Here is a 23,689-nt window from a genome sequence, read left to right on the forward strand (position 1 = left end):
TATGAAAGGAATTGTTTTTACTGAGTTTATGGAGATGGTCGAACAGGAGTTTGGTCTGGAAGTTCTGGATCAGATCATCAATGAATCTAACCTGGCTTCAGGAGGAATATACACTTCAGTTGGAACCTACGACTTCATTGAAATGCGGAGTCTTATCGTGAAACTTTCAGAAAAAACGGGTTTGAGCGTTAACGCTTTACTGTATGCCTACGGAAAAACATTTTTTGCAGTTCTGGAAAAGAACCATGCAAATATTTTCAGCTTGTATAGTGGACCTTTGGAAATGCTCGCTTCCATAGAAAATCATATTCATGTAGAAGTTAGAAAACTATATCCTGGAGCAGAACTTCCTACCTTCCGTATCATTCAGCAGGATGATAATTCTCTGGAAATGATGTATTATTCAGATAGGTCTATGTACATGTTTGCCAAGGCGCTTATGGAACAAACCTTCGCGCATTATCATGAAAATTCCAGGATTGAACTGGAAATGGTTCAGGAGAATGGTACACAGGTAAGATTCAGAATTTACAAGGAGCCGCATGCAGTCAGCTAAAAACGTTGAAATTCTGGAGCGTGCTCTTATGCGTGAGAAAGCTGCCCGAAAGGCGGCCGAAGCAATATTGGAGCAAAAGTCTCTTGAACTTTATAATGTTTCAGAAGAATTACGTCAAACTAATTCACGGCTTGAGGAAACACTGAATAGAAAAACTTCTGAACTGGAGGGTGTTTTCGAAACATTGATCGATGCTTTTGTGGTCATGGAGCTATCTGGAGATGTAATTAGAATGAACCAGGCAGCGAAAGATCTTTTAGGATACGATCCTGAGCAGGAAACAGTAAATTTAATTGGACTTGTAAAAGACCAATACAAAGAATACACTTTCGAAGCTTTCAAGGAGCTGACCATTCATGGAAAATTCAATAATTACCGTGCGGTCGTAATTACTAAAAGCGGCATTGAAAAGATCGTTCAGATCAACGCCAGTATCATCTACAATACTAAAGGTGAACCGGTCGCTGCGCAGGGAATTGCCCGAGATATCACCCAGGAAACCGCGATGAAGCGGCAAATGCAACACCAGAAGAGACAGCTTGATATTATCTTCGGAAACTCCCCAATTGGGGTGTCCCTCGCCAGGTCCATGGATGGCGGCCTTCTTATGGTTAATAGTGCCATGAGCAAGATGTTTGGATACACGCCTGATGAATTTGAAAAGGTGGATGTTAACCAGATCACCCATCCAGATCACCGCGAGGAAACATTAAAATTGAGGGAGAAGCTTTTCGCAGGAGAGATCCAGTCTTTCCAGATGGAAAAGCGCTATTTTAGAAAAGATGGATCTCTACTCTGGGCTAACACCAGTGTGACGGCCGTTCCAGATGAAAATGGCGTTACCGAATATCTTGTAGCCACTGTAGAAGATATTACAGAGCGTAAAGAAGCTAGTAATAAACTTAAACAGTCTGAAAATAGAATGTCCACTCTAATTATGAACATGCAGAGTGCGGTATTGCTGGAAGATGAAAATAGAACAATAAGCCTTACGAACCAGAGATTCTGCGATCTCTTCGAAATACCGGCTTCTCCTGCTGCTCTAACCGGCGCCGACTGCTCTAGTGCTGCTGAACAATCTAAAAGGCTTTTTGCAGAACCTGATAAATTCGTGACAGAGGTTGAAAATCTCGTTAAAAATAGAGAAACGGTGATTGCAGAAGAATTAGCTATGGCAGATGGCAGATTTCTGGAGCGTAGTTATATTCCTATTTTTAGTGATGGTGTTTATAAGGGTCATCTCTGGAGCTATGATGATATCACCATTAGAAAACGCTATAAAGAGTCATTACAGGCTCAAAAAGATAAATACAGTAGTATTATTGCCAATATGAATCTAGGCTTACTGGAAGTAGATGCAGATGTGAAAATATTGATGGCTAATCAAAGTTTCGAGGATATAAGTGGTTATACTGAGGCTGAACTTTTAGGTGAGCATCCCGGAGAACTGCTATTAACGGAGAGCTCGAGGGAAATTTTTGAGAATGAGATTGGAATCGAAAACGCAGACCAAATCAAGAACCACGAAGTAGATGTGATTAGTAAAAATGGAGAATTAAGAACCTGGCTAATAAGTGGAACTCCAAACCTGAACATGAAAGGTGAAATAACTGGATCTATATTCATTCATCTTGATATTACAGATCGTAAGGACCTTGAAAACAAACAGGTGGAACTTTTAAAGGATCTTGAGGTTCAAAACCAGGAGTTGAACGATTATGCTCATATCGTATCCCATGATCTAAAATCACCACTTCGGAATATTTCAGCGCTTCTAAGCTGGACCAGGGAAGATTTTAAGAATCAGTTGGGTGATGACAGTCTTATAAATATTGATCTTATGCAGGATAAGGTGGAGAAAATGGACCACCTTATCGAGAACATTCTGAAGTATTCCAGTATAGATCGCAGCTCAGCAAGTGTCGAAAAAGTGGACGTTCAGGCGTTGGTTGAAGATATCATTGCCATGATCTATATACCGGATCATATAAAAGTGACGATCAAGAATAAATTACCGGTCATCGATGCCGATACCACCAGAATTCAGCAGTTATTCCAGAACATTATATCGAATGCTGTGAATTATATCGACAAGGAAAAGGGAGTCGTTGAAGTAGATGTGGAAGAAAATCCTAATGAATATATATTTTCTGTAAAAGATAATGGAATTGGAATTCCGGCAGATCAGCATGACCGTATATTTCAGATCTTCAACACCGCGTCAGACCATAGGAAATCTACCGGAATAGGTCTAAGTATCGTTAGAAAGATCATTGATCTCTATCATGGAAGAGTGTGGCTGGAAAGCACACCTCAAGTTGGTACCACTTTCAATTTCAGCATTAAAAAGAACTTATGAAAATAGTACAGGCAAAGTTTGAGGCTGGAAACTGGAAATTTAAATCAGAAATTTCCGCACTTGAAAATCCGATAGTATTAATTTTCGGAGATCGCCATCTTCTGGAAAAGTCAGATTTCATCGAGAACTGTAAAGATCAGTTTCCGTATAAGAACCTTGTTTTTGGAACTGCAGCAGGAGAGATCCTGGGCGATAGAATAAGTGAAAATGAGGCAGTAGCCACTCTAATCGATCTTGAAAGATCTCATTTCGATATTAAAACCGCGAATATTCATCAGTACAATATGGATGGAATGGCGCTGGGCAAAGAGTTGATCAGTAAACTGGATCATGAAAATCTCAAACATGTATTTGTAATTTCAGAAGGAAGTTTTATTAACGGAAGTGATCTATTGCGCGGTCTGGAACATGAGGAAAATAAAGATTTTTGTGTAACTGGTGGCATGTGCGGTGATGGTCCAAGATTTGAAAAAACACTCGCTGGTTTAAATGCTGCGGAAGAAGGTGAAGTTGTGGTCATAGGATTCTATGGCGATGATCTTGAAATATCCTTCGCCAGTGTTGGTGGATGGATTCCTTTTGGTCCTGAAAGACTTATCACTAAATCTGAAAATAACGTGCTTTTTGAACTGGATGGACAACCAGCACTTGATCTGTACTCAAAGTATTTAGGAGAAAAATCTGCTGAGTTACCGCAGTCTTCCCTCTTCTACCCTCTTTACGTTAGAGAAAAAGGAAAAAAACATCCTGTTGTACGTACAATTTTGAACATCAACAGAGAGAACAATTCTATGATCCTCGCGGGAGATGTCCCTCAGGGTTCAAGAGTTCAATTGATGATGGCTTCTGCAGATGCATTGCTAAATGGTGCACAGGATGCAGCGAGTCTGGCCAACCAGAACCGTAAGAAAAAACCTGAACTGGCACTACTTGTAAGTTGTATTGGCCGCCGACTCGTCCTTAGTCAACGAGCAGAAGAAGAGATTGAAGAAGTAATCAATGTAATTGGAAAAGATGTCGCTGTTGGCGGATTCTATTCCTATGGTGAAATAGCACCTTTTTATGGGGAAAGCAATGGAACCCTACACAATCAAACCATGACTTTAACCCTACTAAGCGAATGAACAGTTTGTTGCAACGCCAGGTAAATAAATACCTGGATGAAGAAACTTTGGAAGAACCGAAAATGAAAGCTTTTCTTTCCGCTATCGATGAATCCTATAACAATAGTGAAGAACAATTCAGCATGCTGCAGCGCGCGATGCGCATTAGCTCTGATGAACTTTTTGACGCTAACCAGCAACTTCGTACAGATGTAATGTATCAAAAAGATATTCTGGATAGCATCACTACTGCAATCAGGGCTTTAAATCTAAAAGAATTTGAAAAGGAGAACGGTGAATTTGAGATCAAAGACCTCGCGGAACATATACGTGAGCAAAGTGAAGAACTACAAATTGCCGCCAGAAAGCAGGAGCAGCTTCTAAAGAACCTTGAAAATAAGAACCAGGTGCTTACAGATTATGCTCATATGGTCTCTCATGATCTAAAGTCTCCATTGAGAAGCGTAAACACTTTAATTTCCTGGATCAGGACAGATAATTACGACAGTTTAACTACAGAAGGGAAAGAGCATTTTGACATGATCCTGAAAAATGTAGAGAAAATGGATGCCCTTATTGAAGGAATTCTCAATTACTCCACTATTGAAATGGCAGATCATGGACACTACGAGGTGGACACCAAATACTTGGTTCAGGAAATTGTAGATCTTCTGGTTATTCCCGATGGCATCAAAGTGGAAATTTCAGAAGAGCTTCCGGTAGTAAAGGCAGATAAATTTAGAATTCAGCAACTCTTCGAAAATATCATTCACAATGCCGTGAAAAGCATTCAGCAGGAAGGTAAGATTGAGATTAATGTTATCGATGCCGGGAAATTCTGGAAATTCGAGATCAAGGATTCTGGTAAAGGAATTCCTGAAAGGCATCATCATAAGATCTTTAAGATCTTTGAAAAGATCGATACTAACCAGAACTCGACCGGAATAGGGCTTTCTATCGCCAAAAAAGTAGTAGACTTCTATGGAGGGCAGATTAGCCTGGAGAGCAAGGAAAACGTAGGAACCAGTTTTTATTTTACTTTACCCAAATGAAAGAACAACCAAATTTAAACTACCTGCATCAGCTATCTGGTGGAGATAAAAAGTTCGAAAACAAACTATTAGCAGTTGTAAAAAGAGAATTCCCAGAGGAAGAAGCTGTTTATCACGAAAATATAGAACTAGGCAATTTTGTTGAAGCTGCCTCAAATGTTCATAAACTTAAGCACAAAATTAGTATTTTAGGCCTTGAAGAAAGTTATCGCTTTGCGGAGATCTACGAAGAAGAACTCCGTGAGAATGATCCTAAAAAGCATAAAAGCTTTAATGAGATCCTTCAGAATATGAGCGATTTCATTGCTAAGTCTTAAACTACCGGTTCATGAAATGTTTAGTTATTGATGATGAGGCTACGGCCAGAATGATCATAAGTCAGCTTATAGATACTCATAAGGAACTTAACCTTGTTGGTGATTTCTCCAACGCTCTGCAGGCGATCAAATATCTAAACCAGAATCAGGTGGATCTTATATTTCTGGATATTCATATGCCAGACTTTACTGGTTTCGACTTTATTCAAACACTTAAGAATCCTCCCAATGTAATTCTAACGACTTCAGACAGGAGCTTTGCAATAGAAGCTTTTGAATATGATTGTATCGTAGATTATATAGTAAAACCAATAACTCCGGAACGTTTTAAAAAGGCAGTTCAAAAAGCTGAAAACTCAAAACCTTCCACATCTTCTACTCCCAAGTCTACTGAAGTAGATTCAGATGTTAATAAAACTGAGAATGATCTTTATGTGAATATCGACCGTAGACTTATCAAGATCGATATTCCAAGTATATACCTGGTGGAAGCCAAAGGTGATTATATACAGATCAAGACATTCGAAAAAAACTACACTGTTCATTCTACACTGAAAAAGATAGAAAATAAGTTGCCTGAAGATCTTTTCCTGAAAGTGCACAGGTCTTATGTGATCAATACGAAGCACATTATCGATATTGAGGATAATAGTGTACTTATAGAAAAAGATGTCGTTCCCGTTAGCCGTAGTAACCGCCCGGAACTCATGAAAAGACTGAACCTGCTGTAACAACTTATCTTTACATAATTTCCATTCGTCGCTCTTAGATTCTGCTTAGACGAATATTCCCGAATGCATCGCATTGTGCCGGTATCTTTACATCAAATAAGTACCTAAACATCAAAATAATAAAGCGATGAAAAATCATAACTACGCAGTAATCATGGCAGGTGGCGTTGGAAGCCGATTCTGGCCAGTATCCAAACAAAGCAACCCTAAACAATTTCAGGATATCCTGGGTAGTGGTAAAACGCTTATTCAAAACACTTTTAATCGGTTGAACCGCTTTATTCCGGCTGAGAATATTCTTGTACTTACCAATGCGATTTATAAAGATATCGTCATGGAACAATTACCGGAAATTTCCAGTTCACAGGTAGTACTCGAGCCAATTATGAGAAACACAGCTCCGTGTATCCTCCTTGCAGCTATGAAAATTCATAAAATGGATCCTGATGCCAGAATGCTGGTTGCACCAAGTGATCATTGGATCCAGGAAGAAGATCTGTTTGAGCAGGACATGTGCATGGCTTTTGAAGAAGCTGAAAAAGGAGAAAGACTCATTACATTTGGGATCAAACCTCACTTTCCTAATACCGGGTATGGTTATATACAATACGATCATAACAAAACCGAGCAGGTATATGATGTACAAAGATTTACAGAGAAACCAGATTTCCAGACTGCTCAAAGTTTTCTGAACCAGGGAAACTATCTATGGAATAGCGGAATCTTTGTATGGAAAGCGCAAACGATCCTGAACAAATTTGAGAAACTACTGCCAGACATGTTCAGATTATTTGAAATTGGCCAGGAGTTTTATAACAAACCACACGAAACAAATTTCCTGAGAAGTCATTATCAATATGCTGAAAATATCAGTATTGACTATGCAATCATTGAAAATTCAGAAGAAGTGATGGTTATTCCCGCTTCATTCTCGTGGAACGATCTTGGAACCTGGTGTTCTTTAGAGGATGAACTTCCCGGAGATGCTGAATCTAATACAGTAGTAAACTCCAGATTCATCCCGGTTGAAGCTACAGGTAATATCATTAGAACTGAAAGCAATAAAGTGGTTTTAGTCGACGGACTGAAGGATTATATGATCCTGGAAAATGATGAGGTGCTACTTATTGTTCCGAAGGAAAAAGAACAACAGATCAAAAATATCCGGAACGAGGTTATAGAACGTTATGGTGTCCAGTTCGCCTAAAACCATTCACCGACACTAAATCCTTCTTTGTCGTCTGCGCACCTACAGCAAACGAATAAGTTCCGGTTAAGCGTGTTCAAATATTAAATTTACTCCCAGGTTATGAAAACACTACTACACTTTTTTTGTCTCATCCTACTACAACAGGCTACTGCACAGCAGTTCCAATATCTTGGTGAATATGATGGCCTGGGAGTACCAGATTACCTGGAACCGGTTGACGATTATGTTTCTACTGAAAGTATGGCCATGATCGACGCCGCCCTACCGGAAAGTTATCCTGTTCCAGATTACAATCCGCAGTATATCTCTGCCGGTTACGATACAAATATCGAACTGGCGGAAGATGCGGCGGTTTGGGTGACTTTCGTGAAGGAAGGAGCAGGTTACAAAAATGTCCTTGGGTTTTATACCTACGATATAGAGGACCGGGATAGATCAAAACCTACAGATCGTGATATCACTATTATTTTCCCTAACGCTTCCAAGGAATGGTCTGGTGGAGGTTTGAGAGAAGGGAATAAAGTAAAACTAGGCGATTTCAAAGCCGGTACCGGGATTGGTTGGGTCTTGTTGGCAAATGCGTGGAATGGGAATAATGTTGGCTGGGGATTGTGGCAGGTATACTCAGATCCACAATTTAATCCTGAAGAACGAAAAGAATTAAGACATCATGCAGTATTACTGGCAGATCCTGAAAACGAAAGAATTTACCTTGGTTTTGAAGATATAAGAAGAGACTACGGGTCATGCGATCAGGATTTTAACGATGCGATCTTCTACGTAAGCGCTAATCCTTATACAGCCATCAAAACAGAGAATGTAGCTGATGTGAAAATGGCTACAGATGTTTCTTCGGCTAACAAAGGTGGGCTGGAAAGTAATGGAAAACTGGCCGCCCTTATTGCTGAAAGAAATTTTGACCGACTTAAGAGCAGTTATAATAAGTTTCAAAAGACAAGTCAGCAGAAATTTCATCAGAAATATTCAGTTCAGAAAAACGCTGAGGGAATAGATCTTTCATCTCTAATTCCTGAAACTGGAATGTTCGGGACAGAGCAGGCAAGAATATCAAGCCCTGATGACCTAATGGGAATTACCAATGCAAGCGCAGTATTTTCCGCAGACTATTACCAGGGAGAAAAAAGAGTTGCGGCAGCACTTATGACCAGTACTTCTAATGGAATCTATGATCATTCCAAGGTAATCTGTGACCGTTTGAACAGCTCCAGCCTGGAAGATATTAGAACCATAGAACTTAAAGGACACGAGCTCATCATGATCAAGATTCTTAGAGCAAGCGGACAGTTAGAGTATGCGGTAAACTTCTCAGTGAAATTGAATGAAGCTTTAAAATTACACTCCCACTGGAATATCTCAGATTATCCAGATGGTGATTACCTGAACTTCCAGGTTTGGGGATCAAATATGGGACAGGTAAGCAGTATTGCAGGTCATGTAATAGATAAAATAAACGCATTCCAGACATTGGAAAGCGATAAGATAGTCGGCAAGTACCCTACTGTCTTTGTAAAACGAGGGTTTTATAAGGATAGCCGACTTCATCTTATCGTGAAGAATAAGGAAGGTGATTCCGGCTTCACGATCGATGGAAAAATAAGGGACACAGAAACTACTTCTGAAAAGAATTATAATAAAACTGTTAGCCTGGATAAAAGTTACGAAGAGGAAATAATTGTGGAAACTGGTGAACTTTTCGATATTGGAATGCAAATTCGAGGTCAAAACTCACCACAGGCAGATGACTTATACCTTGCAGATGGTCCATGGGGAATCGATTATCTTGAAACAGAAACTCAGGTTGAAGAATTTTCAATACAGAATTCAGATTATACAGCAGGAGCCGGAGAGTATCATGTTGAGCGAAATGTCAACGTAAGTGGGAATGTTATGGGAACTGCAAATATTTTCAGAAGTTTGATGCCAGGTGATCAGGATTTTGAGATTGCAGGTTTTGAAGGAATCAATTTTGAAATGCAGAATGATCTTGAAATTGAAATGATATTAGTGACCAGTGATCTACAGGACTGGAATGAACGCTACAGGCTTAAGCTCGATTCTAAAGAGGAGATTACAGCTCAAAGTATAGCTCTGAACGATTTCTCAAACTCTTCAGGAAACTATAAAGGTGAAGACTTGAAAGCCATCGTTTTCTCTGTGCAGGGTGATTACAGTTACTATCAGGATTTTGCTATCAATATCAAGAACCTTGTGTTCTCTGCAAGCGTGACCGTGAATGAGCCAGAACCTCTACCGGAGCCCGTAATTGATATTGCTGAATTAGACAGCCTTGTTCAGAAGAAAGCATATAATTATCCAAATCCATTTAAGACAGAAACCAGTGTAGTTCTGCCAATGGAAGCAGCAACTGCAGAGATCTATATTTACGATCTCACCGGAAAGATCATTTATTCCAAAATACACAACGACGTTCAAACAAAAAATGAATTGCCTGTAAAATTGAGAGCTGTAAATCCAGGGATTTACAAAGGCGTACTCATCTTAAATGGCAGACATAAATTTACACTTAGTTTGTTGGTTACTCACTAAGTTTTTAGGTGGTTAGGTTGATAAGCCGGGGAGGGGTCCCCGGCTTATCGTTTTTTATACCTACTGCTTTACTTCTTCTCCTTTAATTCTTCTGAATATTTTCTATCTTGTATTAACATCAGAAAAAAAAGAAATGAATAAAATCCAGGTTTTAGGCTTAGTAATTTTGATCCTATCCGTGATTGGATTGTATTATACAGATGGATACGGTTTTATCCTGGGAATTCTCGCAGGACTCTCGATTGGCTGGCTGATCACAGGAAAATTTATTGTCAGCGGCTCTAAGAAAAGCCAGGTGTAGCCATAGAACTTGTGTCTGGTAATCTGAATTATACCTATTGTTTCTATTTGACGAGCATTCACTAAAATAAGTGATACCTACAAGCTGGCGCATATATCACTTCTTTACAATAGCAATTATCCTGCTTCCTCGGATACTACTGAAGCATTTAAGATATCTGATATCAATATAAGCATTAGCATCCAGAATATTAATAGTACTATCGCGTATGCTTTACTTTAATATAAAATCTGAAGTTTTAATTCTTAAGGGTTCAGAAATCATTATTAATTGATCACTTCTGAAGGTATAGAGAAGACTGCCCTAGTCTTCATTATTGAAAGAAGACTGTACAACGTCATTGACTTTAATATCTTCAAAAATGTAGCTTTAGTAAAAATTGGTATTCTTTTAAAACAAAAGAATGGCCAGATATGAGCGAAAACTTAAATTGTGCATAGTCCCTTCCGAAGTTCAGAAGAACTACAAATTTGATTGAGTGAGTTTCATGAAGATTTCCGAAGTGGAACAGAATTAGAAAGCGAACAAAGGAGTTGATTTAAAGTTCCATTTTAAGTTGATACCGAATTCAGTATAAGTAAAACCCGCAGCTGTGGCAGAGGCAATATTACTGTGATTTCCATAGATACCTGCGATAAATCGATCGCTGATGTTATATCCAATCTTTCCCTGTAGTCTATATGTCCCCTGTTTCTCATCATCCTCAATAAACTGAAACCCAGTGGCCGCCGTAAGATCATAAGAGATCCTGGAATCTGGATCATTGCTTAAAAAGTTCAGGAAGATCTCGGTAGCATGAAATTGCTCAGGACTAAAATAGATGGTGGGTACCTGGTTTTTGAACTGTATGAATTGATAATTGAGTCCGCCTTTTAGCACTGGCTTTTTCAGAAAACTGTAATAAAAAGAAGTAAAAAGGAGATCACGGGTATTATCATCACTTTGTTCGGTATGCAAATACTGTAGGTACCACCCAAGTCCATACCTGGTTGAGTAATTGTTATTCAGAAAGAAATGATTCCCGGCGATTTGCCTGTTCAATAATTCAGCATTAAAATCCTGGATATCCCGGCGATAACCGATCTCCAGATCATCTCTAACAAAAGGTTTTAGCCCTGCAGCGATCTCACCTACAGCATTGGTATATTCTGTCTGGGTAGAATTTGCTTTTACAAAACCAGCATTTGCTCGTAACAGTAATCCTGGACTCCATCGATACCTCGCAGCTAGATTGAACTGGTTAGAGGTAGCTTCAAGATCTGAATTTGTATTCATGGTCTCTCTAAAAGTATAAGCACCAGAAACTTCCAGTTTTGTACTTAAAGGTAATACCAGCCTGGTTGTTGAAGCCACGGCTTCATTATCTCCATTATCAAAAGAGTAACTTATATTTTCTTCAAGTAATGGCCTGTAAGTATTATTCAATTTCGCAAGAAACTGTTGTGCATCCTGCTGATTGGTATAATATTCCAGCGTCTTTTCCGCAGCAGTCTTTGCTTTAATAATTTCAGAATTTGCAAAATAGGCATTCGCTATTCCAAGGTTTCCATCAAAAGAAGCTGAATCCTGAGCAAGTATCGCTTTATAGTTTTCGATACTATTTTTGAACTCGCCTGTATACATCCCCATACTTGCTTCCAACGCCAAAATACGGGATTCTTCAGGGTATTTCTTCTTTAAATCTGCGATTAGATACTCTGCCTGAGAGAACTTCCTATTCCAGATCAAAGCCTGAACGTACCGTTCTTCAGCATCTAATAAACGTACATCATCAGAAGAGGTGTTTGCCAGATCATAAGCCTTTTCAGCATATTTTAAAGCTTCCTTTTCGTCACCGTCAATATGGTAAGAAAGAGATATTCCGTTAAAAGCCAGAATACTATCGTTCTTCGTTAGCGCCAGTTTCTCATAAACCTCCCTTGCTCCTGCTCCGTTCTTCTGAATCAAATAAACGTTTGCTTTATTCAGCAAGCTTTCCTGATCCTGTTCATTCTCACTCAGGTTTTCATCCAGATAGCGAATCGCAGTCTCATAATCGCGGTTAGTTAAAAATTGATTGGCGTATCCCAGTCTGATGTATTTTCTGGATAACATCGCGTTAGGATTTTGAGGCGATACTTCCAGCGATTTATTGATAAGACTTAGTGCCTGTTCGTATTCCTTTAAATTACTAAGCGTATTGGCGTAACCTAACAAGGCTCCGAAATTTTCAGGATTTTCCTTGACCAGTTCCTTGTAGTAAACTTCTGCATCCTGATAATTCTTATTCCAAAGCAACGATTCGGCATAATTAAGCTGAATCTCAAGGTCATCTGGGTATTCTTTCAATAGCTGGCTGAATAGATCGTTCGCTTTAGAGGGATCGTCATGCAATCCTACCGACCTGGCATAACAAAGCCTGGCAGTCTTATTTTCAGGATAAGTCTCAAGGATCTCTGAGAAGAAGTCTTTAGCAGCAGCGAATTCTCCATTTTCCAGGTAGCCAAAACCCTGCTCCATTTCCTGAGCGGTGGATTTTAATTGAAAAATAAGCAACATAAGTACAACTAATAAATATCTAAAATTCATGATCTGGGTGGTTAGATTCCTTGAAAGCAAGTTACAAACACATCTTCGATAATTCATCTACAGCAACCTGCCATTCATCGAAGCTTGCCTTTATTTCCCTGATTTAGAAACGATCTTAGCAATAGTTAAGAACCGAAAAACTAAAATTATGTCGCTAAATATCTATGAGAACGAAGGAGTATTTGAGTTACACGGTAAGGTTTCATCCTACAATGCTGAACAAGTTAAGAAATACTTTGAAATTATGCTGAAGATGAAATCCATAGTGATCATAAACCTGTCTCCTCTGAACAAAATTGATGTTGCCGGCGTTTATGCGTTCTACGAACTATTACTTCATGCTACCGCAGAAGGAAAATATTTAACTTTCAAAGGGGCGAATAATCCCAGTCTCCAGGTTGCCTTTCTAAATTCCGGATGTAATCTATTTGACTTCAATTATTTCCAGCTGAGTGCCTAGAACCCATTAAAACCACCACCATGATCACCTTGAAATTATACAAACTAAATATTGTACTGCAACCCACCCAGGTTTTTATGATCAGTGCATTGATCGTTAACGTAGGAAACTATCTCTATAACCTTATTCTAGGAAGACTTCTGGGTCCGGAAGCTTTTGCCGATGCAGCGATCCTTATCACCTTTCTACTTATTCTTTCCTTTGTAGCCATGACGTTACAACTAAGCGTGGCCAAATTCATTGGAACTTTTGATGGCAGTAAGAAGGAAGCTTTTCTTAAATACAGTAGAAAATGGAGCATCATTATAGGTGCTATTCTAGGTGCGGTGATTGTGATAGGAGCATCAGAACTACAGGAGTTTTTCAACACAGGTTCTGCAACGATGTTCAGAATATTTGGAATGGGAGTTCCGGTTTATTTTCTAATGAGCGTAAACCGGGGTTATTTCCAGGGAGAGCAGGATTTTATAAAACTATCTATCACTTACCAGGGAGAAATGTTGAGCAGGCTACTCTTGACTCTGGCCTTTATTCTGTTGTTACCCTTCCGTAGTTCAGAACTCGTAGCTCTTGGAATTCTGGTTAGCCTTATTCCGGGTCTGTTACCTTATAAAAGACTTTCTCAAAAAGTGCTTCCTGCAATTAGTACTGCAGAATTAAAACATTTAAGGAAATTCGTTGTGGTCACTGCCTTTTATGAACTAACCCAGATCCTTATTAATAATGGCGATATTTTACTGGTAAAACACTTTTTTGATGCTCATGAAGCAGGTTTGTACTCCTCACTGGCACTTATTGGTAGAGCAGTGTATTTTGTAGCCTGGATGTTCGTAATGCTCTTACTACCGGAAGTAGTTAAGCGGGAAAAAGAAGGTCTGGACACGACCAGGTTATTTTTCAAATACCTTGGAATGATCACTTTTCTTGCGATTGCCATCGTAGTAGTGAATGCCTTGTTTCCAGCATTGATCATCAATATCCTCTTTGGTGAGGCTTATGTAGAGGTAGCGTCCTTATTATGGAAATATGCGCTGGCAAGTTCATTATTTGCAATAGCTAACGTTTTTGTCTATTATTTTCTTTCTTTAGATAAATACCTTCCAGTACTACTCTCTGGAATTTTTGGACTACTTCAGCTAACGGTGATCTACTTTCAGCATGAGAGCCTGGAAATGGTTGTGGAAGCACAGATCTTTGTAATGACACTCCTATTGATCGTACAGGGGATCTATTTTCTTTACCATATGAAACGATCTATTCGTCGAAACTAAACTTCAACCGAACGAAAATATCTTCAGTAAAGACATAAAGATGAGATCTTTACATAGAATCTAACTAAAACCACGATTATGAAACTTGCACTAATCACCGCTTACCCGCCCAGCAAAGTAACCTTAAACGAATACGGTTACCATCTTGCAAAACAATTCGCTCAAAAACCAGAAGTTGATGAGCTTGTATTGATCACCGATCATACAAAGGAACCTAAGCAAATAGACTTCAATACAGATAATTGTAAAGTAAGTGTAAAGGAATCATGGAACTTCAATAGTTATAAGAATGTATATAGTATCTATAAAAATGTGGTGAAACAAAAGCCTGATGCTATACTTTTTAATCTTCAATTCATGAAATTCGGAGATAAAAAGATCCCTGCAGCATTAGGACTTTTATTACCATTATTTTTCAGATTGAAAGGAATCCCTACGATCGTATTGCTTCATAACATCCTGGAGCAGGTAGATCTCGGAAACGCTGGTTTCACGCAGAACAAACTCCTTCAGAAATTATATAACATGATGGGAACAGGGCTTACTAAAGTGTTGCTGCAGGCAGATACCGTAGCTCTTACCATAGGAAAATATGTAGATGTGATCAAGGACAAATATAAGGCAGATAATGTGATACAGGTGCCTCATGGATCTTTTGAAACTCCGCCAGAACCTAATTTTGATCTTCCTGAAGGGCCTAAGAAGATAATGACCTTCGGAAAATTTGGAACTTATAAAAAGGTTGACATTCTTATTGAAGCTGTTGAAAAGTTAAGAGAGAGAACAAACCAGGAACTGGAAATTGTGATCGCTGGAACTGATAGTCCGAATACTCCAGGATATCTTGCCGGAGTTATGAAAAAATATGATCATGTGAGAAATCTTACGTTCACAGGCTATGTTGAAGAAGAAGATGTTCCCGTGATCTTTGGAGAAAGCACACTAGTAGCTTTTCCTTATACTTCTACTACAGGTAGTTCTGGAGTACTGCACCAGGCAGGTTCTTACGGGAAAGCAGTAGTCATGCCTAATCTGGGTGATCTTGCATTGCTGGTAGAGGAAGAAGGATATGTGGGAGAGTTTTTTGAACCTGGAAATGTGGATTCGCTGGCAGATTCTATGGAGAAGATCATAGAAAACGATCTGCACAGAAGAACTATCGGCGAAGTGAATTATGATGCTGCCTGCAGTTTACCAATGGAGAAAATCGCTCAGCTTTATCTTGAAGAATTTCAGAAGCTTTTGCGTGCTAAAATGAATTTAAATTTTGTTTGAATAGGTTGATTATTGGTTATTGGTTAGATGAAAAGGATAGAAAGAAATTTCTATCCTTTATTGTTTATATCTTATTGGACTTAGATAATCCATTAATTCCCTTCAGATCTCTTCTGAAATTAAATTATCTACATATAGCCTACTACGATAACTATTGAAAGAGTTAATTTTGAAGAATCTATTCGATAAATTCGAAAGCTGGTTTCTCGTTCCCTGCAAGATCAATAAAACCAAAGGCCGTCTGTTTTTTCTTTCTCCAGGGCAGTGATCCGGCAACCTCACTGGGAATTTCAGGGAAGTCATATAAAGTCCAGGAAACAAAATGAATATTTGAGTTGGAGAATTGCTGCTGCATATACTTATGATATTCAGCCTGCTCGGTTACATCTGCACCAAAAGGATTCCAAAGTCCATTATAGGAAGACAGTCCAAACTCCTGAACTACAATAGGTTTTGAGACTTTTTCTGTTAGTTTTTGATGAGAATTCTTGAAATTCTCCATAGGCTGATAGAAATGATAACTCACCAGGTCTACCGTTTCTTTTAGATTCTCAGCCGCCTTCGCATTGGACCAACCTATTGTAACTGGATGTTTATGATCGATCTTCTTTACCTGGAAAGCCATTTCTTCCAGCCATCGTTTCACTAGCGCTTCTCCCCTGCTATCGAAATCAAGATCTGGTTCGTTCTTAAGATCCCAGGCCATAAGTGCAGGATGATCTTTGAACTCATCTACTATTTGTCGCGCATGCTCATGAGTTAGCGTCCAGTCCATAACCGAATAATCTCCGTAGAAATCGAACAGCGTGAGGATCACCTTTAGATCGTTGAAATTTGCAGCATCCATCACCTTACGCAATTTTTCAATTTTTGCGGGAATAATGCCTGCTTTACCAAAATCTTCGTAAGGCACAAACAGTCTTAAAGTATTCAAGCCTTCGTTTTTAAGTAACTGGAAATCATCATCTATCACCTCAATTTCGAAATTCTCGCCATACATATCCCACGGACTATCCTGCGGATAGTAATTCATGCCCTTGATCTGGAACTTCTTATTTTTAAAATAAAGTTGATCACCTTTAATATGCCAGTCAGCGTTAACTTCTACCTCCTCATTTTCAAAATCTGAGCTTACCTGCTGTATATGCCGAACTCTCCAGAATCCATCTTCCAGAAGCATCATCACTTTATAGCTACTGTTATCGATCTCCTCATCGATCAGTTTTTCTTCGGAATAAGTTTGACGAAACTGCCTCACCTTTCGGTCTTCAAAAACCACGAGTTGTCCATCTGCACTATAAAAAAGCAATTTTGGATGGTGGTTCGTAGTGGTTGTGGTGAATGAAAGATCATGAGCTTCGTTATAGTCAATGATATTATAAATATTTACCCTTGCAGAATCTGTATAATAATCTTCAACTCCAAATGTCTTATTGGAATGCAGGGCTAAGTTCTTCACATACCAGCCATTCAAATAATCACGTTCGATCTCCTGTAAACTTTGGTTCTCCATAGTTCTACCTTTGTAGGCACTGGTATCCCAGACCACTTCCGGCAAATACATACGCCTGCTTTTGATCTCTGTATGCAACATGGTCGATCTACTTGCACCAGTATTCAGAAATCCCCAGACACTGCTAAGACCAAAAATGATCATCGCATTAACCGCCAGAAAAGTTAGGATCAGGATGGCACGGTATAGATTCTTGTTGAGCTTTTTGCGCATTTACAGATCTAATTTTTTACGAACTCCCATCGATTCTACAGTGATTTCTCTAATATCTTCCATTGCTATGGTCTTTGGAATCGAAAAGTTGGCAATTCCGTCCTGGGTTGGTGCTTTCCCCCTGTAGATACTATCATTTTTAAGCCTGAGTTTTAAATGCACATCAGCGCCATCTGGCAGCAACTGGTTCATAAAACTTTTCAAAGGTCCTACTGATATACTTCGATCGCTTATTTCGTACGGAATTTCGGTTAAAACTGGTTCAAAATCAATACTTACCGAATTAGAAACGGCCATTCCGGTGACATTTGCCTGTATACTCCAGCTATCAGCCTTTTCAGGATGAAGTAATTGCGCCGTAGCTACTCCGTTAATTGTAATAGCGCTGGTTTTCAATTTCATTCCCTTCTCTGTTTCCACTACAAATTCTACGGAAGTTCCATCACTAACAATATTGTCAAAATCATCGGTAATTGTAGATGTAATTAGCTGCGTAACCTGGTTTCCGTCAGCGTACAAGTGTTCTGAATTTGTAGTAATGCTGAAATCTGAAGCCAGTGAAGGATATACATTACTAATCATTTCTTTACCTGCTAAGCCTTCTGCGGATGTGGCTACAGTGATCTTACCAGCTTTTTCCCGGGTATAAATATTCTTCCAGGCAAACATATGTTCCATTTCAAAATCCTGCTCCGCTAAACTTCCCTTGAAAAATTCTGAAATATTAACTGAAGTTCCATCTGCCAGTGGATTATCCAATGAGTCTGTTGGGATACTAACCAGCATGGAAAAATCATCATAACCAGCCTGTATACTACGCGGACCGAAATAGGTTTCGATCAGCTTCGGATTGGTTCGAGGTATGATATTGATCTCTCCAGACCTGGAATCTTTCTTGCTGAAATACTGCCATTTCAGGATGCCGCTTTTATCAGACATGAATTTCGGCACTTTAAATACTGAATTGTTCGATTCTTCAGCTTTGACCGCTGTACTTCCGTAGGCATTTTTCAGTATAAGCAATGCTTCAGCTGAAGTATCATTGAAAGCGAGCAGTAATTCTTCCCCAGCCTTACTCACTTCAGGAATAGATTCCGAAGAAACCACCGGAGTATCTTTAGAAATAATTCCGAAGAAAAAGATCAATATGAAGAATTGTTTCAGGTTCATTATTTTGGGTTTCCTACGTAATTATTCATTTCCAGTTTAATTGAACTAAACCCGGATCCTTCCATCTCTAAATTTGAAAGTTCTTGCTGTAATCGTACTCTTTCTGGCACTACTTTTCGTGCAATATCAAGGTTTGGCAATCCATTCACGAATATATTATTCATCGAGTCATCTATAAGCTTTAAGCCAGATAAATTCTTAAGCTTAAAATCGAAATCCTGTTTTCGCTGCACCCTGATCCCGTTTTCAAGATATTCATGTTCTACCCAAATCAAATTCCCGTGATCATAATAAGAAAACAGCAATTGAGGAATCGTCACTTCCTGTACTCCATAATTAAAAATCGTCCCATCCAGCACATTATTTTCAAGCTGCAGATCATTGATACTTGTACTTTTGTAGAGGTCGGTTATAGCTACATTGCCGGCACATTGCAGGTTAAAGGTGACCGGGATATCATCCAGTTCAAGTGGTGTAAAATGGTCTGGATCGAAAGTTTCAGGAATTTTTGAATCCTGAGCGAGCCAGGCAATACCTTCAAAATCTACACGAAAACTGCTAATTTCCTTCGGCATTAATTTATGCTTTAAAACCTGCCTGGCGTTATAACTGGCCAGTTCGCGATTATTCCTGTCGTATAAAGTCCCCTTGATCACCACATCTGCCGGCACATGATCAACATTCTGTATCTCACCCACGATGGCATATCTGTCTTCAAACTGTACTAGTTTTGCGGAAAGCACCTCGAGCACCGGTTGTTTCAGAACATCTTCATGATAGGTTTGCTGGGTACTTATCTTTCGCCTTCCGTGGTTATAAAACTTGGTTTGATTTTCAGAAAAAAGTTGATCTGGTGGTAGATCTGTATCCTGTTCCTTTGGTGCTATAAACCAGCGATTATCGATCTTCCGAAGCTGATGGATTTCGGTTTGTTCTATGATATCTATAGGTGTCACCCAGCTGGTGTAGGCATTTGCGACGGCTGTAGAATCGTTAATGTTGGTCACCTCAACCCGAATGCTATCAAGTTTTGCATAACTACTAAGAATCCCGTCACTTACCGCTACCTCCAGCATGAACTGGGCGATCGTTTTATTTCCGGCGGGATCGAAATAGGAATGAGCTCGTTCAAATTCTTTAAAATCGATCGCGTCGTAGTAAGCTTCTACCACGTTTTTTTCTGAAAGTTGATCCTGGTTGTCCCGGTAGATATAGTAAAGTGAGACCAGAATGACCACGCTCAGTACAAGTGCATATACCTTGTTGACGTGTAAAAGTCTGGTTCGAAATCGCTTATATTCTATCCTGAAGTTTAAAAAATCAGGTTTATCGGGATTGCCAGTTTTGATCGTATGATACCAGATCAATTGAAGGTTTATAAAAACGGCAATAAGTACGGTCAGCAATGGAATAATTCCCCACATTAGCTTTAAAAACATGGGTACATCTTCGTAGCCAATGATCTTAGAAAGTGGCGGAATATTCAGTTTTTCCCATACCATAATTCCATTTTCAAGTTGCTGCAAACGCTGCCAGCCACTAAAGTATAGTAGCGGATCATAGAATTTATCATTGGAGAAAATATACTTAAGATTGTACTTTTCTGGAACTGCCAGAAATTGCTGTAAAGATCCTATCCCTTCCACTCCCCGGAATTTTGAGTTTTCAAGGCGTTCTACGGCACGAGTGGTAAGTTCAGGTAATCTGCGGGCAGAATGATAATTCCCGTCCACAGTAAGCGCCCTGGTTTGGGCTGAGAGCCATGCCATTTGATCTCCAAAGCCCAGGGTAAGAAATCTCCAATGGTCATGTTGATCCTGATTTAGAAAGTTTACTATTGGAAGCATTTTGATACTCTGTGGCTGCATGGGCCTGAAATACCCGAGACTTAGCGTAAAAACTGAAATGAACAGAAATAACCCGACTAGAAAAGCTCCGATAACCCGGTGATAAACTGCTCCAAATTTTCGCTGGATGAGTTGCTTTAGATCTCCTTCAGAAAACCTGTATGCAAACTCTCCAAATATTGGCAACGCCATAATAGAACCCCATAGCGTAAATCTATCCAGCGTAAGGATATTGAACGCGGTGTCACCTAACACCATTCTCGGGATAGGCGTTGTACCACCGGTTCCAAGTATAAACAAAATGGTAAAGGATAATCCGAAGAAAAGGTAGCGTTTGGAGTAATATCGGTACAAAATATAAGGGAATAGAAAAAAAATAATTCCCCATGGAATGACGAAGAATACGAGTCCGCTGGAAGTTACCTCTATAAAACTGTCCCTGCTCCCATGCGGAATTGGCACCTGGGTGATCGGGTTCTTTTTAGTGTTTATCCAGTAAGGCAGAATGCAAATGATGATTGCCGCTAGCGAGGACATTCCAAAAGTTACGATCCTCCAGAAGAGTTTCAGAAATGTATCTAAGAAAACTTTAAAGGTGATCTCGCTAAATGCCCCCACTCTTTCTTTAGAAACATCCATAATGACCATTCCTATTAATGGAAATATAAAAAATACCATCCCGAAGATAGGAGTTACATGATGTGAAGTAACGGTGACCGCCAGTAAGGATAAAGCTCTTAAAAAATATTTACGTTTCCCGGTTTTGATATAGAGATAGATCTCTGGCAACGAATGCATCAATATAGAAACACCCACGATGCTTGGAAGCTGACCAAAAATATGTAGTGTTTCTACAAATGAAGAAGAGAAAACTGCCAGCAGCGCGGCGTAACCAGCTACTTTCCGATTGCCGGTCATTAACAAAGCAAATCGGTAGATCCCGGTAATAAATAAGATCACCCCAATGATGGCAACCAGGAACATTCCGAATTTTAAGCCACCAACATAGGAAAACAAACCAATAGCCTGGTGCACCAGTGGTGGATACCCCATCACGGTAAAACCGGTGTACCATTTGTAGTTCCAGGGTTCGAACCAGTTATTTGAATAATGTTCTGCGAAAAACAAATGAATGAGCGCATCGTATGTGTTCTCCAAAGTGAAAAATATGGTGGAAGAATGAAATACGACTCCTATAATAAGAGCTGCGATCAGGTATTTGTTCGTAGTTTCTTTCATGCGAATAGTATGGTAATTTATTCAAAATAAAATTACTGCGGCTTTAAAGAGTGTCAAACTCATTCATCGATAGATTTTTACCATTCGTCTACGCCAATAAACCGACTTATCTAAAATGCTGAAAATGATGGCATTCAAGCTGTAAATTTGAACCATAATCTAAAACCACCCACCATGAAAATTTTAGCCGTAGACGATCAGCAGTTAGTTCTAATGCCGCTTGAGAAAAGATTGAAAGATGAAGGATATGAAGTAAGAACTACTACAAAGGCTCAAAGAGCTATAGCGATATTCAAAACATTTCAACCAGATCTATTGATCATTGATATCAACATGCCGCTTTCCAACGGACTTGAGATCATTCGAATAATTAGAAACGAAATGAAAGATAATACACCAGTAATGGTATTATCTGGAAATACAGATGAGAATCTTATTGTTGAAGGTTTTGATCTTGGGATTCAGGATTATATGAAGAAACCCTTAAGTCTCGATGAAGTTTGCGCCAGGGTTAAGAGGTTGATTGGACATCCAGATTTAACAGCTTCTAGATCTGTAGCAAATAGTATCATTCAGAATCGATGTGTTGGGGTGGTGATCCCATGTTATAATGAAGAAAATAGGCTGAAATCTGCGGAATTTATCTCGTTCCTGGAAAAAACTTCAGGTTATCATTTGTGTTTTGTGAACGACGGAAGTACAGACAAGACCATGCAGGTACTACAGGAACTACAAAAAGGGAGAGAAGATTATATTAGTATCTATAATTGCCCGAAGAATGGAGGAAAAGCTGAAGCTGTTAGAGCTGGCTTACTTCATCTTTCTAAATTTGAAGATCTGGATTACGTAGGTTTTCTGGATGCCGATCTTTCTACGGATTTTAAGGATTTCGACGATCTGGTTAAAACCATTGAAACTACAGATTTCCAGATTGTAAACGGTTCAAGAATTAGTAGAATGGGTGCTAATATCGCTAAAGAAAGCGCAAGACAGATCATTAGTATGACCATTAATTTCATCATTGTATCTATCCTGGGAATGCCTTTTAAAGATACACAGTGTGGAGCTAAGATCATGCGAAAGGAATTGATCCCGATCGCCTTCGAAAAGCCTTTTCTTACCAAATGGTTATTTGATGTAGAGATCTTTATGAGAATGAAGAAACACTTCGGAAAAAATAAAGCCCAGGAAATCATTTGCGAGCAACCCTTGAAAAGATGGGTACATGAAGATGGATCTAAATTATCTATGAAAGACTCATTAAAAATAGGATTCCAGTTAATGAGTATCTATTGGAGCTATAACTTTGGAAGTAGCCAGAAGAAAAGGGAATCGCAAGATCTAAACCAGACCGTGGCTTAAGTCATTATTCCTAAAGTAAAAGAAGTACACTGCTTTTACTTTACATTTTTCAATAACTCTTTAAAGTCATCGAGAGAAATAGGTTTTACAATAAAGTTTTGGACCTTTTCATAAGTTTCAGCTCTTTTTCTATCGGCTGCATTGATACTACTAGTCAGAATAAAAATGGTGACTTTCTTCTTAAGTTGAAGAGTAGAAAAATTTTCGAGAAACTTCCATCCATCCCATACGGGCATATTAAGGTCCAATAGGATTACTTCAGGCATGTACTCACCAGAATCTAGCAATATCTTTAATTTATCAAAGGCTTCCTTACCATTATTAAATACCGTAATATTCTCCACCATGCCAGATAATTTTAAGTATTTGGTAGATAAAAATATATGTACAGGATCATCCTCTATAAGGCATGCTTGAGCTATTTTTTCCATGGAAAATCTTTGTTAGATTCGTTTATGAATATTCTAAGATATTGATTTAATGTGTTTTAAAGAACAAAATAAGTAATTCAAAAAACATTTAAGTGAAAATTTATAAAATTTAATGAGAAACCAAGAACGATGATATTTACAAT

At 38.9% G+C, this 23,689-nt stretch carries 18 protein-coding genes; 13 read left to right on the top strand and 5 right to left on the bottom strand.

The window, feature by feature from the left end:
* Position 1 precedes the first annotated feature (1 nt).
* The 9 genes from ABVM50_RS14330 to ABVM50_RS14370 all read left to right on the top strand — a co-directional run bounded on the left by ABVM50_RS14330 (position 2) and on the right by ABVM50_RS14370 (position 10,197).
* Positions 2-556: a heme NO-binding domain-containing protein gene (locus tag ABVM50_RS14330; protein ID WP_405199189.1), complete on the top strand. Its 555-nt coding sequence runs from the start codon at positions 2-4 to the stop codon at positions 554-556.
* The gene (locus tag ABVM50_RS14335; protein ID WP_405199190.1) at positions 543-2,915 is read left to right on the top strand and encodes a PAS domain S-box protein; all 2,373 of its coding nucleotides are present in this window, start codon (positions 543-545) and stop codon (positions 2,913-2,915) included. Before ABVM50_RS14330 ends, ABVM50_RS14335 begins: the two co-directional genes overlap by 14 nt.
* Complete coding sequence (locus tag ABVM50_RS14340) at positions 2,912-4,039, top strand: FIST signal transduction protein (RefSeq protein WP_405199191.1); 1,128 nt, start codon at positions 2,912-2,914, stop codon at positions 4,037-4,039. Before ABVM50_RS14335 ends, ABVM50_RS14340 begins: the two co-directional genes overlap by 4 nt.
* Positions 4,036-5,070, top strand: a complete 1,035-nt coding sequence (locus tag ABVM50_RS14345; RefSeq protein ID WP_405199192.1) for an ATP-binding protein — start codon at positions 4,036-4,038, stop codon at positions 5,068-5,070. The genes ABVM50_RS14340 and ABVM50_RS14345 overlap by 4 nt, the downstream gene beginning before the upstream one ends.
* Positions 5,067-5,387, top strand: a complete 321-nt coding sequence (locus ABVM50_RS14350; protein WP_405199193.1) for an Hpt domain-containing protein — start codon at positions 5,067-5,069, stop codon at positions 5,385-5,387. Before ABVM50_RS14345 ends, ABVM50_RS14350 begins: the two co-directional genes overlap by 4 nt.
* Before the next feature lie 11 nt (positions 5,388-5,398).
* On the top strand, positions 5,399-6,118 hold the full coding sequence (locus tag ABVM50_RS14355; RefSeq protein WP_405199194.1) for a LytR/AlgR family response regulator transcription factor: 720 nt from the start codon (positions 5,399-5,401) through the stop codon (positions 6,116-6,118).
* Between the two features lie 127 nt (positions 6,119-6,245).
* Positions 6,246-7,325, top strand: a complete 1,080-nt coding sequence (locus ABVM50_RS14360) for a mannose-1-phosphate guanylyltransferase (protein WP_405199195.1) — start codon at positions 6,246-6,248, stop codon at positions 7,323-7,325.
* A 102-nt stretch (positions 7,326-7,427) separates the two neighbouring features.
* A complete protein-coding gene (locus ABVM50_RS14365) occupies positions 7,428-9,896 on the top strand; it encodes a DUF4114 domain-containing protein (RefSeq protein ID WP_405199196.1) in 2,469 nt (822 codons plus the stop codon).
* A 133-nt stretch (positions 9,897-10,029) separates the two neighbouring features.
* Complete coding sequence (locus ABVM50_RS14370) at positions 10,030-10,197, top strand: hypothetical protein (RefSeq protein ID WP_405199197.1); 168 nt, start codon at positions 10,030-10,032, stop codon at positions 10,195-10,197.
* 513 nt (positions 10,198-10,710) lie between these two features.
* Here the strand turns inward: ABVM50_RS14370 and ABVM50_RS14375 are convergent.
* Positions 10,711-12,765 (bottom strand): tetratricopeptide repeat protein, encoded by a 2,055-nt coding sequence (locus tag ABVM50_RS14375; protein ID WP_405199198.1) that lies wholly within the window; start codon positions 12,763-12,765, stop codon positions 10,711-10,713.
* Positions 12,766-12,913: 148 nt separating this feature from the next.
* Between ABVM50_RS14375 and ABVM50_RS14380 the strand changes: the two genes are divergently transcribed.
* The 3 genes from ABVM50_RS14380 to ABVM50_RS14390 all read left to right on the top strand — a co-directional run bounded on the left by ABVM50_RS14380 (position 12,914) and on the right by ABVM50_RS14390 (position 15,771).
* A complete protein-coding gene (locus tag ABVM50_RS14380) occupies positions 12,914-13,225 on the top strand; it encodes a lipid asymmetry maintenance protein MlaB (protein ID WP_405199199.1) in 312 nt (103 codons plus the stop codon).
* Positions 13,226-13,245: 20 nt separating this feature from the next.
* The gene (locus tag ABVM50_RS14385) at positions 13,246-14,496 is read left to right on the top strand and encodes an oligosaccharide flippase family protein (protein ID WP_405199200.1); all 1,251 of its coding nucleotides are present in this window, start codon (positions 13,246-13,248) and stop codon (positions 14,494-14,496) included.
* A gap of 78 nt (positions 14,497-14,574) precedes the next feature.
* A complete protein-coding gene (locus tag ABVM50_RS14390; protein ID WP_405199201.1) occupies positions 14,575-15,771 on the top strand; it encodes a glycosyltransferase in 1,197 nt (398 codons plus the stop codon).
* 178 nt (positions 15,772-15,949) lie between these two features.
* Here the strand turns inward: ABVM50_RS14390 and ABVM50_RS14395 are convergent, their stop codons facing one another.
* The 3 genes from ABVM50_RS14395 to ABVM50_RS14405 are packed head-to-tail and all read right to left on the bottom strand — an operon-like array spanning position 15,950 to position 21,753.
* The gene (locus ABVM50_RS14395; protein ID WP_405199202.1) at positions 15,950-17,497 is read right to left on the bottom strand and encodes a glycoside hydrolase family 2 TIM barrel-domain containing protein; all 1,548 of its coding nucleotides are present in this window, start codon (positions 17,495-17,497) and stop codon (positions 15,950-15,952) included.
* On the bottom strand, positions 17,498-18,667 hold the full coding sequence (locus ABVM50_RS14400; RefSeq protein WP_405199203.1) for a hypothetical protein: 1,170 nt from the start codon (positions 18,665-18,667) through the stop codon (positions 17,498-17,500).
* Positions 18,667-21,753 carry a hypothetical protein gene (locus ABVM50_RS14405; protein ID WP_405199204.1) on the bottom strand — a complete coding sequence of 1,029 codons (3,087 nt, stop codon included), beginning with the start codon at positions 21,751-21,753 and terminating at the stop codon, positions 18,667-18,669. Before ABVM50_RS14405 ends, ABVM50_RS14400 begins: the two co-directional genes overlap by 1 nt.
* 174 nt (positions 21,754-21,927) lie before the next feature.
* On the opposite strand from ABVM50_RS14405, the gene ABVM50_RS14410 reads away from it, so the two are divergent.
* Complete coding sequence (locus tag ABVM50_RS14410; protein WP_405199205.1) at positions 21,928-23,115, top strand: response regulator; 1,188 nt, start codon at positions 21,928-21,930, stop codon at positions 23,113-23,115.
* A gap of 35 nt (positions 23,116-23,150) precedes the next feature.
* On the opposite strand, the gene ABVM50_RS14415 is transcribed toward ABVM50_RS14410, so the two are convergent.
* Positions 23,151-23,546: a response regulator gene (locus ABVM50_RS14415; protein ID WP_405199206.1), complete on the bottom strand. Its 396-nt coding sequence runs from the start codon at positions 23,544-23,546 to the stop codon at positions 23,151-23,153.
* Positions 23,547-23,689 lie beyond the last annotated feature (143 nt).

The sequence above is a fragment of the Christiangramia sp. LLG6405-1 genome (assembly GCF_045055805.1).
Classification (GTDB): domain Bacteria; phylum Bacteroidota; class Bacteroidia; order Flavobacteriales; family Flavobacteriaceae; genus Christiangramia.